Genomic DNA, 12443 nt, shown 5'->3' with positions numbered 1-12443 from the left:
CCTAAGGCGTTGAGCGACGAGACGAGGGCCTGATGACCAACATCCCGAATACGCTTCCCGACAGCCGCGATACGACGATTCTCGATGCGCCCGACAAGATGGTGTCGGTGCGCGACCTGTTCGGCATCGATACCGACATGGAGGTTCCCGCCTTCTCCGAGGCCGATGAGCGCGTCCCCGATCTCGATCCCGCCTATGTGTTCGATCCCGACACGACGCTGGCGATCCTGGCGGGCTTCGCGCACAATCGCCGCGTGATGGTGCAGGGCTATCACGGCACCGGCAAGTCGAGCCATATCGAGCAGGTGGCGGCGCGCCTCAACTGGCCGTGCATCCGCATCAACCTCGACGCGCATATCAGCCGCATCGACCTGATCGGCCGCGACGCCATCGTCCTCAAGGACGGCCAGCAGGTGACCGAGTTCCGCGAGGGCCTGCTCCCCTGGGCGCTCCAGACCCCGACCGCGCTGGTGTTCGACGAATATGATGCGGGTCGCCCCGACGTGATGTTCGTGATCCAGCGCGTGCTGGAAACCGAGGGCAAGCTGACCCTGCTCGACCAGAACCGCGTGATCCGCCCCAACAAGTGGTTCCGCCTGTTCGCCACGGCCAATACGGTCGGCCTGGGCGACACCAGCGGGCTGTATCACGGGACGCAGCAGATCAACCAGGGCCAGATGGACCGCTGGAACATCGTCGTCACGCTCAACTATCTGCCCGCCGCGACCGAGGCGCAGATCGTGCTCGCCAAGTCTGGCGAATATGACAAGCCCGACGGCAAGCAGCTGGTCGAGAACATGGTCCGCGTCGCCGACATGACCCGCAAGGGCTTCGTCAACGGTGATATCTCGACCGTGATGAGCCCGCGCACGGTCATCACCTGGGCGCAGAACACGCTGATCTTCGGCGATCCGGGCTTCGCCTTCCGCCTGTCCTTCCTCAACAAGTGCGACGAGAACGAACGCGCGCTGGTGGCGGAATATTATCAGCGCGTCTTCGGCAAGGACCTGCCCGAAAGCGTCGTCGGCCGCGCCTGATCCCGATGGCGAACGACACCCCCCTCGACCGGTTCAAGGCGGTTCTCGGCGGCACCGCGCGCACCATCGCGCAGGAGCCGGAGGTGGAGCTTGCCTTCACCGCCGATGCGCCGACATCGTCGGGCAAGCATATCCGCGTGCCCATGCCCGGCCGCGCGCTGCCCGCCGATCAGGTGGCCGAGGCGCGCGGCTTCGCCGATGCCTTCGCGCTGCGACTGAAGCTGCACGACACCACGCTTCATGCGAAGGCCGCGCCGGTCGAGGCGGTCGCACGCGCGGTCTATGACGCGGTCGAGACGGCACGGGTCGAGGCCCTGGGCGCGCGCGGCTATGCCGGGATCGGCGACAATCTCGCCCACGCGCTCGACGTGCGGCTGCGCTCCGATCCGCTGACCCGCGCGCGCAACCGGGACGAGGTGCCGTTGTCGACCGCGCTCGGCCTGCTACTGCGCGAGCGGATGACGGGGCGGCCTTCGCCCGCCGAAACCGCGCCTGCGCTCGCGCTGGTCCGCGAATGGCTGGAGTCCGCGACCGATCTCAATGCGCTGGCGGGCGCGATGGACGACCAGAAGGCGTTCCAGACGCTCGCGGCCAGAATGCTCGCCGACCTCGAACTCGCCGAGCCGCCCGCCGAACCCGAGGACGCCGATGAAGGCGGCGACGATCAGGAGGGCGAGGAGCAGCAGAACGAGGACGAGAGCGACGAGGATAACGACGAACAGGGCCAGGGCGAAGGCGAGGTAGAGGCGCGCGCCGAGAAGCGCGAATCGGACAGCGAGGACGGCCAGTCCGAGGACCAGTCGCAGGATTCGCTCGACGATCTGGACGGCGAACCCGGCGACGATGGCGACGAGGGCAGCCAGCCGACCCGCCCCAATCGCCCGCTGATCGATCCCAGCGCGCAGTTCGACTACAAGCCCTGGACCACCCAGTTCGACGAGGTCGTCGCGGCGGGCGACCTGTGCGACGCCGAGGAACTCGCCCGGCTGCGCGGCTATCTCGACCAGCAGCTCGCGCATCTCCAGTCGGCGGTGTCGAAACTGGCCAACCGGCTGCAACGCCGCCTGATGGCGCAGCAGTCGCGGTCCTGGGACTTCGACCAGGAAGAGGGGATTCTCGACGCGGCGCGGCTTGCCCGCGTGGTGGTCAATCCCGGCCAATCGCTGTCCTACAAGATCGAGCGGGATACCGACTTCCGCGATACCGTCGTCACGCTGCTGATCGACAATTCGGGGTCGATGCGCGGGCGACCGATCGGCATCGCCGCCATCTCGGCCGATATCCTGGCGCGCACGCTGGAGCGGTGCGGGGTGAAGACCGAGATTCTCGGCTTCACCACCCGCGCCTGGAAGGGTGGGCAGGCCCGCGAAACCTGGCTGGCGGCCGGGCGTCCCCCGCAGCCGGGTCGGCTCAACGATATCCGCCACATCGTCTACAAGCAGGCCGACGAGCCGTGGCGGCGCGCGCGCAACAATCTCGGCCTGATGATGCGCGAGGGGCTGCTGAAGGAAAATATCGACGGCGAGGCGCTGCTCTGGGCACATGCACGCCTCGTCGCGCGGCCCGAGGAGCGGCGGATCCTGATGGTCATCTCCGATGGCGCGCCGGTCGACGATTCGACGCTGTCGGTCAATTCGGGCAGCTATCTGGAGCGGCACCTCCGCCAGGTGATCGGCTGGATCGAGACCAAGAGCCCGGTCGAACTGATCGCGATCGGCATCGGTCATGACGTGACGCGTTACTACGCCCGCGCGGTGACGATCATGGACGCCGAGCAGCTCGGCGGCACGATCATCGAGCAGTTGGCCAGCCTGTTCGACACCGAATGAGCCGGATCGCCGCGCCCGCGCAGGGGTTCGTCGGCCCGGTCAAGCGCTCGATCACCATCGCGGGCCACGCCACCTCGATCAGCCTGGAGCCGGTGTTCTGGGCGGCGCTGGAGGACGCGGCGGCGGCCCACGCCCTGCCGCTATCGGCGCTGGTCGCGGAGATCGACGCGCTGCGGATCGAGGCCGAGGACGCGCCCAACCTGGCGAGTGCGATCCGGTCCTGGTTGTTCCTGCGGCGGTGATGCCGGTTGCTTTGCCGGGGCATGGGCTTCGCGCCAGCCCCGGCACCCGGCACCCAGCCTCCGATTGACGCCGCCGCGCCCATCCGGCAGGGGCGCGCCGTCGATTTCGGGGTTGGTGTGGCCGCCATTTCAAAGCGTAGCATGGGATTGCGGGTTCATCGCTGGCTGGCGCTGGCGATCGGCCTCTTCGCGCTCGCCATGGCGCTGTCGGGAACGATCCTGGCGACGGGCGCCGCGTCGCCCGCTCGCGTCCGGGCGAGCGGAACCGCCCGCATCGCGCCGGTCCGCTACGTCGACGCCGCGCATCGCCGCTTGCAACCCGGCGAGCGGATCGCCGCGCTGGCAATGGGGGACGGATCGTCGCCGGTGGTGGTGACGCTCGATCGAACGCGCGATCGCTCCCGCCGCATGGTGTTCCTCGATCCGCCGACCGGCGCGATCCTCGCCAGCGGCAGGCCGGATAGCATGGTGCTGGGGACGATGCGGCGGTTCCACGACGGGCTGTTCCTGTCGGGGCGCGGTCGGTGGGTGATCGGCCTGATCGGGGCGGGGATGCTGTCTGCCAGCCTGACCGGGCTCTGGGCGCAGACGACGCGCCAGCCGCCCAGGCGCAGGAAACGACGCACACATAAGGGCGAAGCCGCGCTCGCCTGGCATCGAAGGGTCGGACTATGGGCGGCGCTACCGGTCCTGGCGATGACCGTCAGCGGCATGGCGCTCGCCTTTTCGGACTCACCGACGGATCAGTCCCCGGCACCCCCGCTCGCGCGTCCGGCGCTGTCGGTCGAGCGGGTGATCGCGAGCGGACGGGCCTGGTCGCGCGGCCGGCTGACCGCGATCGACTGGCCGACCGAGCGGTCGCCGGACTGGACGCTCCACTATGCGGGGCACGGACCGATCATCGTGAAGGTCGCCGACGACAGCGTCGATGCGGTCGCAGCGCCGGGCCATGCGGATCCGACGATGCTGTCCTGGGTCCAGCGCCTGCATGGCGGCCGGGGCATGGGCTGGCCGTGGCGGACCCTCGCCGTGGTGATCGGCCTGCTGACGATATGGTCGACGGTAAGCGGCCTGGCAGCCTACAGGGTCCGCCCGAAGCTCAGACGCGCTCGACGCTGAGCAGGTCGGTCGCGTCGAGGCCGAGCAGCGCGATGTGATCGCGGATGCGCGGCCATTGGACCGCGAGAAAACTCTCCCGCTCGGCGGCACGCAACCGGTCGGCGGCGCCCGGCATCACGAACATGCCGACCCCGCGCCGCACCTCGACATAGCCGTCGTCCTGGAAACTCTGATACGCCTTGGCGACCGTCAGGGGGTTCGCCCCCTGCTCCGCCGCGAGCGCGCGGACCGAGGGAAGCTGGTCCCCCGTCCGGTACGTGCCATTCAGGATACCCGCCGCGATCGTCCCGCGCAGGCGGATGTAAACCGGGCTGTCGTCACCGCTAAGAGCTGTCATGCCAGGTTAATACAGCGACATGGATGCGATGTCGAGGGCGGAGGGCAATAACGTTTGCAGCCTCGTCGCACTCAGGCCTCGTCCGGTCCGTTCCAGATCGATACGATCCGCGCCATATCGGGACGCGGCCGCTCCTCGAGCGCGCGACCGGGGGTGCCGAGGAAGACGAAGCCGACGATCCGCTCGGGCGCGGCGCCGAAGGCGTCGCGCACCGCGTCGGAAAAGGCGGGCCAGCCGGTCAGCCATCCTCCCGCAAAGCCCAGCGCGTGCGCGGCATGGAGCAGGTTCATGCACGCCGCGCCCGCCGACAGCTCCTGCTCCCACATCGGGATATGACTGTCGGGGCGCGGCGAGGACATAACGACGACGAGGCCCGGCGCCTGATGCGCGAATTGCTCGAGCGAGGCGATCTCGGTCGCGCCCGCCTGCGGCCGTTCGGCGCGATAGGCGGTGGTGATCACCTGGGCCAACCGGGTGCGCGCCTCGGTCGGCACAATCACGAAGCGCCACGGGGCCAGCTTGCCATGATCGGGCGTCCGCGCGGCGATCGCCAGCATCTGCGCCAGCTGCGCATCGTCGGGGCCGGGCGCGGTCAGGTCGCGCGGCTTGCCCGACCGCCTGGTCGCGAGCAGCGTCAGCGGAGTCGAGCGGTCGTTGAAGGCGGCGGGGCGCGGGTCGGTCATGATCGATCCTTACGTCGTCGCGCATGATATTTACAGTCGCGGCTTTGGCGTTAGGTTACTGGACCATTACGCCCTTCCCGCGCCGCGTGGCACGCGAGGGGCGATCCCGATGGAGTAAACGCCGGCATGGCGACTGCGTATGAGGCCGCCGCGCGCGGCAAAACGGTATTGGGCCATCCCCGGGGCCTGTTCCTGTTGTTCTTCACCGAGATGTGGGAGCGTTTTTCCTATTACGGGATGCGCGCCATCCTGGTCTTCTACCTGACCAAGCATTTCCTGTTCACCGACGAACCGGCGTTCGGCATCTACGCCGCCTATACCTCGCTGGTCTATGTCACGCCGGTGATCGGCGGCTATCTCGCCGACCGCTATCTGGGGGCCAGACGCGCGGTGCTGGCCGGGGGCCTGTTCATCGCCTTCGGCCATATCCTGATCGCGGTAATGGAGGGGCCGCAAGGCGCGACGGGGGCCTATCTGGAGGGCTTCTACCTCGCGCTTGCCTCGATCGTGATCGGCACCGGCTTCCTGAAGGCCAATATCTCGGTGCTGGTGGGGCAGCTCTACGCGCGTGACGACATGCGCCGCGACCCCGCCTTCTCGATCTTCTACATGGGCATCAATGCGGGCGGCGCGCTCGGCCCGATCGTGTGCGGCGTGCTGGGCGAGACGGTGGGCTGGGCTTATGGCTTCGGCGCGGCGGGCGTCGGGATGCTGCTGGGCCTGATCGCCTTCATCACGCTCAAGCGCGAGCTTCACGGCGCGGGCGAGGCGCCGTCGCTGCCGGTGCTGCGGGCCCCGGTCGTCGCGGGGCTGTCGCGCGAGTGGCTCATCTATCTGGGCGCGATCGTCGCGACGCTGGGCGTATGGCAGTTGATCCAGCATCAGGACGCGGTCGGCACGCTGCTCGTCGTCTTCGCCGCCGCGACGGTGATCTTCATCCTGTGGCGCGCGGTCTTCACCCTGCCCCGGGTCGACCGCGACCGCATCTTCGCCGCGCTGTTCCTGATCGCGCTGTGCCCGCTCTTCTGGGCGCTGTTCGAGCAGGCGGGCTCGTCGCTCAACCTCTATACCGATCGCTCGGTCGACCGCACGCTGCTCGGCTGGACCATCCCGGCCTCGGCGTTCCAGTCGGTCAACTCGATCTTCATCATCCTGCTCGCGCCGCTGTTCGCCGCGCTCTGGACGATCCTGGGCAAGCGCGGGCTGGAGCCGAGCGCGCCGTTCAAGTTCGGCATCGGCCTGGTCGGCGTCGGTGCGGGCTTCCTGGTGCTGGTCGCGGGTGCGGCGGCCTATGCCGGAGTGCCGACGCCGGTGATCTTCGTCATCCTCGTCTATCTGATCCACACCATGGCCGAGCTGTGCTTCTCGCCGGTCGGCCTAGCCGCGATGACGCGGCTGTCGCTGCCCAGCATGACCGGGCTGATGATGGGCACCTGGTTCCTGGCGACCGCGGCGGGCAACTTCATCGCCGGCCTGATCGCGCAGGCGACCGGCGGCGAGGGCGCGGGGCCGGAGAAGGTGCTCGATGTCTATTCGCGGATCGGCTGGTTCTCGATCGGGATCGGCGTGGTCGTGCTCGTCATCTCGCCGTTCGTCGCCAAGCTGATGCATCTCGACCTGCTCAAGGCCGAGGGCGTGCTGGCGGGGGACAAGGAACTCGCCGAACCGGCGGCGGCGGGGGTCGATACGCGGTTGGAGCAGAAGCCGCTTTGAGGAAAGCGGGGCGGTCGGGATCACACCCGACCGCCTGCCGCTCCCGACCTCCGCTCGGGCTGGGCGGAGGCCGGGTGAAGCCCTCAGAGCCGCGTCATCGCCATCGCCCGCTCGCCATAGCGCGGCCCCGCCGTGGCGCCGCGCGGTGACGCCGCGTCGAGCTTCGCCAGATCCTCGGCGGACAGCGTGACGTCCGCCGCCTTCATCGAATCCTCCAGCGTCGCCCGCCGCTTCGAACCCGGAATCGGCACGATATCGTCGCCCTGCGCCAGCAGCCAGGCCAGCGCCACCTGCGCCGCGCTGGCGTCATGCGCGGCGGCGATGGCCTTCACCACCTCGACGACCTTCATGTTGCGGTCGAAATTCTCCTCCGAATAGCGCGGATCGTTCCGCCGGTAGTCGCCCTCGGGCAGGTCGTCGCGCGAGGTGATCTGGCCGGTCAGGAAGCCGCGCCCCAGCGGGCTGTACGGCACGAAACCGATGCCCAGCTCGCGCACCACGGGCAGGATGTCGGCCTCGACATCGCGCTCCCACAGCGAATATTCGGACTGGACGGCCGCGATCGGATGGACGGCGGCGGCGCGGCGGATCGTCTCGGCGCTCGCCTCCGACAGGCCCAGGCGGCGGACCTTGCCCTGTTCGACCAGCCGCCCCATCGCGCCGACCGTCTCCTCGATCGGCACATTGGGGTCGACGCGATGCTGGTAGAACAGGTCGATCGTCTCGACCCCCAGCCGCCTGAGCGACCCTTCGCACGCGCGCTGGACATTGGCCGGGGTGGAATCGACCCCGGTCATGCCGTTCTCGTCATAGCGAAAGCCGAATTTGGTCGCGATCACCACCGCATCGCGCCTGCCGCGAATGGCGCGGCCGAGCAGTTCCTCGTTCTTCAGCGGGCCGTAGATTTCGGCGGTGTCGAACAGGGTCACGCCCAGTTCGATCGCGCGGTGGATGGTGGCGATGCTTTCCGCCTCGTCCGCCTGGCCGTACATGTTGGCGCCCACGCCCGCCATCGGCATGCAGCCGAGACCCAGCGCGGACACCTCGAATTCGGGGCCGAGTGTGCGATATTTCATGGACGTTCCTCGTCGATCGTGCCGCTCCACCGCGAAACGGTCGCGGTCGCGGCAAGGTCCATGCTGACATTGCCCAGCGTGCGGAAAATGTCGGGAATCGTCTCGACCGCGATGAGCAGCCCCAGCGGCGCGGCAGGCACCCCCAGCGCGACGCACACCGGCGCGATCGAGGCGAAGAAGGTGATCTGCGACGGCAGGCTCGCCGATCCCAGCGAGACGAGGATCGCCGCGACCACCGCCGCCACGACCGCCGCCGGGCACGGCACGATCCCGAACCAGTCGGCGATGTAGAGCGCGACGGCGACGTTCATCGCGGGCTGGGTTCCCCGGAACATCGCCACCGCCATCGGCAGCACCAGGCTGGAGGTCGTCGGCTGGATCCGCAGCGTCTTCGTCCCCTCGACCATCGCGGGGAGGCTGGCGAGCGAACTCTGCGTCGAGATCGCGACCGCCTGGGCCGGGGCGAGCGCGCGGGCGAAGCGCGACAGCGGCACGCGACCGGCGATGGCGGCCACGCCGTAAGCCATCAGCATCACCAGCACGCCGACGCTGGCGATCGTCGCGATATAATGGGCGAGCGCGCCGAACGCCGCGCCGCCCGCGCTGGCCCCGACCACGAAGGCGAGCGCGAAGACGCCCAGCGGTGCCAGCCACAGGACCCAGCCGATCAGCACCAGCATCGCGTCGCGGATCGCGGTGAAGAAACCGAGGAGTTGCGCACGGCCGCCCGGCTCGATCCGGGTCATCGCGAAGGCGAAGGCCAGGGTGAAGAGGATCAGCGAGAGGAGCGCATTGTTGGTCGCGGCGGCGAACACGTTGGTCGGCACGATCGAGGACAGGAACTCGCTGATCGGCGGCGTCTCCCCGACGGGTGCGGCATGGCCTAGCGCGGTCTTCAGCGCCGCCGCCGCCCCGCGCGGAATCGGCACCATCCGCAACAGCACGGGCGTGACCAGCGCCGCCATCGTCGCGGTCAGCGTGACGAGCGTCAGGAAGGTCGCGATCGCGCGCCCCGCGATCCGCCCCGCCTGCGCCGCCTCCGCCGTCGCGGCGACGCCGGTGATCAGCAGCGTGACGACCAGCGGGATGACCGTCATCTGCAACCCGTTGAGCCACAAGGTCCCCACCGGCCCGGCGACCGCCAGACCATAGCCCGCCGCCACCGGCGACAGCGTCGCCACCGCCACCCCGACGAGCAGACCAGCGGCGAGCGATAACAGGATCAGCGTGGCACGCGACATCGACAGCCTTTGGTTTCTTTGAGCTTTTGAAAGGTCGCGCTAAACGGGGCGCGACCACAATATGTTTCCTCTTCTAGACCGGCAGGGACCTGGCCGCATGGCAAGAAAATATTTCGGCACCGATGGCATTCGCGGCGCGACCAACGGCGCGGTCATGACCGCGGAAATGGCGATGAAGGTCGGCATGGCGGCGGGCGCCTATTTCCAGCGCGGCGATCACCGCCACCGCGTCGTCATCGGCAAGGACACCCGCCTGTCGGGCTATATGCTCGAATCGGCACTGGTCGCCGGATTCACCAGCGTGGGCATGGACGTGGTGCTGCTCGGGCCGCTGCCGACCCCCGCCGTCGCGATGCTGACCCATTCGATGCGCGCCGACATCGGCGTGATGATCTCGGCCAGCCACAATCCCTTCGCCGACAATGGCATCAAGCTGTTCGGCCCCGATGGCTACAAGCTGTCCGACGAGGCGGAGGAGTCGATCGAGGCACTGATCGAGCAGAATGTGCCGCTCGCCCCCTCGGGCCAGATCGGACGCGCGCGACGGGTGGACGATGCGGCGGGGCGTTACATCCACTTCGCCAAGTCGACCTTCCCGCAGTCGCTTCGCCTCGACGGCCTGCGCGTGGTGATCGACTGCGCCAACGGCGCGGCGTACAAGGTCGCACCGGCCGCGCTGTGGGAACTGGGGGCGGACGTGGTCGCGATCGGCGTCACCCCCAACGGCATCAACATCAACGACGGCGTCGGCTCGACCGCGCCGCAGACGCTGGCCGAGACGGTGGTCGCCAGTGGCGCCGATATCGGCATCGCGCTCGACGGCGACGCCGACCGCCTGATCGTCGTCGACGAGACCGGGACCGTGGTCGATGGCGACCAGCTGATGGCGGTCATCGCCACCGCCTATGCGCGCGAGGGGCGGCTTGCGGGCGGCGGGCTGGTCGCGACGGTCATGTCGAATCTGGGGCTGGAACGGCATCTGGGTGCGCAGGGCCTGGGCCTCGTCCGTACCAAGGTCGGCGACCGCCATGTGCTGGAAGCGATGCGCGCGCGCGGCTATAATGTCGGCGGCGAGCAGTCGGGGCATATCATCCTGTCCGACTATGCGACGACCGGCGACGGGCTGGTCGCGGCGCTGCAGGTGCTCGCCGAGATCAAGCGGGCGGGCGCGCGGGCCAGCGAGGTGCTGCATCGCTTCGATCCGTTGCCGCAACTCCTGAAGAATGTCCGTTTCGCGGGCGGCAAGCCGCTCGAACATGAGAAGGTGCAGGGCGTGATCGCCGCCGCCGAGGCGGAACTGGCCGGACGCGGCCGCCTGGTCATCCGCCCCTCGGGCACCGAGCCGGTCATTCGGGTGATGGCCGAGGGCGAGGACAAGCGACAGGTCGAGACGCTGGTCGACCGGATCTGCGACGTGGTGCGCGAGGTGGCCGCCTGATGCTCGAGATGCGCCCCGACTGCGAACGCTGCGGCGTCGCGCTGCCCCCCAGCCAGGGTGGCGCCTTCATCTGCTCGCTGGAGACGACCTTCTGTGCCGAATGCGCCGACGAACTCGACGAGACCTGCCCCGATTGCGGCGGCGAACTGCTCGACCGGCCGACGCGGATGGGCCGCGTGCTGAAGGCCAATCCCGCCGCCACGCAAGCCCGTTTTCGCGGCTGACCTCGACCACGGCCGCCCGTCGCTCTATGCGGGCCCTGTCACATTGAAGGAGTTTCCATGCCCCAGCTCGTCCTGATCCGCCACGGCCAGTCCGCCTGGAACCTGGAGAACCGCTTCACCGGCTGGTGGGACGTCGACGTCACCGCGCAAGGCGCCGCCGAGGCACGGGCAGCGGGCGCGATGATGGCCGAGAAGGGCCTAGACTTCGACCTGACCTTCACCAGCCTGCAGACCCGCGCGATCAAGACGCTGAACCTGGCGCTGGAGACGATGGGTCGGCTCTGGCTGCCGACCGAGAAGCATTGGCGGCTGAACGAGCGTCATTATGGCGGCCTCACCGGCCTCGACAAGGCGGAGACGGCGGCCAAGCATGGCGACGACCAGGTCAAGATCTGGCGCCGCAGCTTCGACGTGCCCCCGCCCCCGGCGGATGCTGGCGGCGAGTTCGACGTGTCGGGCGACCGCCGCTATGCGGGCATCGAGGTGCCGCAGACCGAGAGCCTGAAGGACACGATCGCGCGCGTCCTGCCTTACTGGGAAGAGCGCATCGCCCCCGCGCTGCGCGACGGCAACCGCGTGCTGATCTCGGCGCACGGCAATTCGCTGCGCGCGCTGGTCAAGCATCTGTCGAACATTCCGGACGACGAGATCACCGGCCTCGAAATCCCGACCGCGCAGCCGATCGTCTACGAACTGGCCGACGACCTGACGCCGACCGATCGCTACTATCTGTCCGAACGCTGATCGACGCGGGGGTGGTCGGGCGATCGACCACCCCTGGTTGCTCCCTGTCGGGCGGGTGTCGTGCCCTGGGCTTCGACTTCGCCCGGCCTGAACCGGTCTTTGGCTGCTTGGTCTTCCCCGACCGCCGTTCCGGCTGAGCGACGTCGAAGGCCACGCCCCCCGCCAAAATGCGCTCAGGGTCTACGTAAACGCATACGGAAACTTGCCCCCCTCGCCCCACCCCGCTAGTCAGCCGCTTTCCCGGCACCGGGGCCACAGGGGCTAAGGCGGAACAGCGGTTATGATTTCGGTCGGGATCATCATGGGGTCCACTTCGGACTGGGAAACCATGCGGCACGCCGCCGAGACGCTGGAGGCGCTGGGCGTGGCGCACGAGACCCGCGTCGTCTCCGCGCATCGCACGCCGCAGCGCCTCTACGACTATGCCACCACCGCCGCCGATCGCGGGATCAAGGTCATCATCGCGGGCGCCGGGGGCGCGGCGCATCTGCCGGGGATGGCCGCGTCGATGACGCACCTTCCCGTGCTGGGCGTGCCGGTCGAGTCCAAGGCGTTGAAAGGCATGGATAGCCTGCTTTCGATCGTCCAGATGCCCGGCGGCATCCCGGTCGGCACGCTGGCCATCGGCAAGGCTGGCGCGATCAATGCCGGGCTGCTCGCGGCGTCGATCCTGGCTCTGTCCGACGACGGCCTCGCCGAGCGGCTGAAGGCGTGGCGCCAGCGCCAGACCGACAGCGTCGCCAACGATCCGCAGGGCTGA

The 12443-nt window shown here is 68.8% G+C and carries 13 protein-coding genes; 9 read left to right on the top strand and 4 right to left on the bottom strand.

The features are described 5' to 3' along the window. Window positions 1-32 precede the first annotated feature (32 nt). The 4 genes from cobS (at window position 33) to LRP66_RS02755 (ending at window position 4227) form a co-directional block, all read left to right on the top strand. A complete protein-coding gene (gene cobS / locus LRP66_RS02770) occupies window positions 33-1037 on the top strand; it encodes a cobaltochelatase subunit CobS (protein WP_058743933.1) in 1005 nt (334 codons plus the stop codon). 5 nt (window positions 1038-1042) lie between these two features. Next, complete coding sequence (cobT, locus tag LRP66_RS02765; protein WP_230480988.1) at window positions 1043-2866, top strand: cobaltochelatase subunit CobT; 1824 nt, start codon at window positions 1043-1045, stop codon at window positions 2864-2866. After that, window positions 2863-3108, top strand: coding sequence for a ribbon-helix-helix domain-containing protein (locus LRP66_RS02760; protein ID WP_230480987.1), 246 nt, complete (start codon window positions 2863-2865; stop codon window positions 3106-3108). Before cobT ends, LRP66_RS02760 begins: the two co-directional genes overlap by 4 nt. Before the next feature lie 141 nt (window positions 3109-3249). Further along, window positions 3250-4227, top strand: coding sequence for a PepSY-associated TM helix domain-containing protein (locus tag LRP66_RS02755; RefSeq protein ID WP_230480986.1), 978 nt, complete (start codon window positions 3250-3252; stop codon window positions 4225-4227). Here LRP66_RS02755 and LRP66_RS02750 read toward each other — a convergent pair. After that, on the bottom strand, window positions 4208-4564 hold the full coding sequence (locus LRP66_RS02750; RefSeq protein ID WP_230480985.1) for a GntR family transcriptional regulator: 357 nt from the start codon (window positions 4562-4564) through the stop codon (window positions 4208-4210). The two genes, LRP66_RS02755 and LRP66_RS02750, sit on opposite strands and share 20 nt — an antisense overlap. A gap of 71 nt (window positions 4565-4635) precedes the next feature. Next, window positions 4636-5247, bottom strand: coding sequence for a nitroreductase family protein (locus tag LRP66_RS02745; RefSeq protein WP_230480984.1), 612 nt, complete (start codon window positions 5245-5247; stop codon window positions 4636-4638). A gap of 126 nt (window positions 5248-5373) precedes the next feature. Here LRP66_RS02745 and LRP66_RS02740 point away from each other — a divergent pair, with 126 nt between their 5' ends. Next, window positions 5374-6960 carry a peptide MFS transporter gene (locus LRP66_RS02740; RefSeq protein WP_230480983.1) on the top strand — a complete coding sequence of 529 codons (1587 nt, stop codon included), beginning with the start codon at window positions 5374-5376 and terminating at the stop codon, window positions 6958-6960. An 83-nt stretch (window positions 6961-7043) separates the two neighbouring features. On the opposite strand, the gene LRP66_RS02735 is transcribed toward LRP66_RS02740, so the two are convergent. Both LRP66_RS02735 and LRP66_RS02730 read right to left on the bottom strand, forming a co-directional pair. Next, the gene (locus LRP66_RS02735; protein WP_230480982.1) at window positions 7044-8036 is read right to left on the bottom strand and encodes an aldo/keto reductase; all 993 of its coding nucleotides are present in this window, start codon (window positions 8034-8036) and stop codon (window positions 7044-7046) included. Continuing rightward, a complete protein-coding gene (locus tag LRP66_RS02730) occupies window positions 8033-9277 on the bottom strand; it encodes a dicarboxylate/amino acid:cation symporter (protein WP_230480981.1) in 1245 nt (414 codons plus the stop codon). The genes LRP66_RS02735 and LRP66_RS02730 overlap by 4 nt, the downstream gene beginning before the upstream one ends. A 97-nt stretch (window positions 9278-9374) precedes the next feature. On the opposite strand from LRP66_RS02730, the gene glmM reads away from it, so the two are divergent. The 4 genes from glmM to purE all read left to right on the top strand — a co-directional run bounded on the left by glmM (window position 9375) and on the right by purE (window position 12443). After that, a complete protein-coding gene (glmM, locus tag LRP66_RS02725) occupies window positions 9375-10715 on the top strand; it encodes a phosphoglucosamine mutase (protein ID WP_230480980.1) in 1341 nt (446 codons plus the stop codon). Then, window positions 10715-10939 (top strand): DUF1272 domain-containing protein, encoded by a 225-nt coding sequence (locus tag LRP66_RS02720; RefSeq protein ID WP_230480979.1) that lies wholly within the window; start codon window positions 10715-10717, stop codon window positions 10937-10939. The genes glmM and LRP66_RS02720 overlap by 1 nt, the downstream gene beginning before the upstream one ends. Before the next feature lie 57 nt (window positions 10940-10996). Further along, entirely contained in the window at window positions 10997-11683 is a 687-nt protein-coding gene (gpmA, locus tag LRP66_RS02715) for a 2,3-diphosphoglycerate-dependent phosphoglycerate mutase (RefSeq protein ID WP_230480978.1), read from the top strand. Between the two features lie 301 nt (window positions 11684-11984). Then, complete coding sequence (gene purE, locus LRP66_RS02710) at window positions 11985-12443, top strand: 5-(carboxyamino)imidazole ribonucleotide mutase (protein ID WP_443026652.1); 459 nt, start codon at window positions 11985-11987, stop codon at window positions 12441-12443.

Source organism: Sphingomonas sp. Leaf21, from assembly GCF_916858675.1.
Lineage (GTDB): Bacteria > Pseudomonadota > Alphaproteobacteria > Sphingomonadales > Sphingomonadaceae > Sphingomonas.
Note: the sequence above shows the minus strand (reverse complement) of the source record. Positions and strands in the feature narration are given on the sequence as shown.

What these genes read in the sequence shown, in the direction of transcription:
- cobS (WP_058743933.1), top strand. Translation starts at nt 33, where the DNA reads ATGACCAACATCCCGAATACGCTTCCCGACAGCCGCGATACGACGATT.
- cobT (WP_230480988.1), top strand. Translation starts at nt 1,043, where the DNA reads ATGGCGAACGACACCCCCCTCGACCGGTTCAAGGCGGTTCTCGGCGGC.
- LRP66_RS02760 (WP_230480987.1), top strand. Translation starts at nt 2,863, where the DNA reads ATGAGCCGGATCGCCGCGCCCGCGCAGGGGTTCGTCGGCCCGGTCAAG.
- LRP66_RS02755 (WP_230480986.1), top strand. Translation starts at nt 3,250, where the DNA reads ATGGGATTGCGGGTTCATCGCTGGCTGGCGCTGGCGATCGGCCTCTTC.
- LRP66_RS02750 (WP_230480985.1), bottom strand. Translation starts at nt 4,564, where the DNA reads ATGACAGCTCTTAGCGGTGACGACAGCCCGGTTTACATCCGCCTGCGC.
- LRP66_RS02745 (WP_230480984.1), bottom strand. Translation starts at nt 5,247, where the DNA reads ATGACCGACCCGCGCCCCGCCGCCTTCAACGACCGCTCGACTCCGCTG.
- LRP66_RS02740 (WP_230480983.1), top strand. Translation starts at nt 5,374, where the DNA reads ATGGCGACTGCGTATGAGGCCGCCGCGCGCGGCAAAACGGTATTGGGC.
- LRP66_RS02735 (WP_230480982.1), bottom strand. Translation starts at nt 8,036, where the DNA reads ATGAAATATCGCACACTCGGCCCCGAATTCGAGGTGTCCGCGCTGGGT.
- LRP66_RS02730 (WP_230480981.1), bottom strand. Translation starts at nt 9,277, where the DNA reads ATGTCGCGTGCCACGCTGATCCTGTTATCGCTCGCCGCTGGTCTGCTC.
- glmM (WP_230480980.1), top strand. Translation starts at nt 9,375, where the DNA reads ATGGCAAGAAAATATTTCGGCACCGATGGCATTCGCGGCGCGACCAAC.
- LRP66_RS02720 (WP_230480979.1), top strand. Translation starts at nt 10,715, where the DNA reads ATGCTCGAGATGCGCCCCGACTGCGAACGCTGCGGCGTCGCGCTGCCC.
- gpmA (WP_230480978.1), top strand. Translation starts at nt 10,997, where the DNA reads ATGCCCCAGCTCGTCCTGATCCGCCACGGCCAGTCCGCCTGGAACCTG.
- purE (WP_443026652.1), top strand. Translation starts at nt 11,985, where the DNA reads ATGGGGTCCACTTCGGACTGGGAAACCATGCGGCACGCCGCCGAGACG.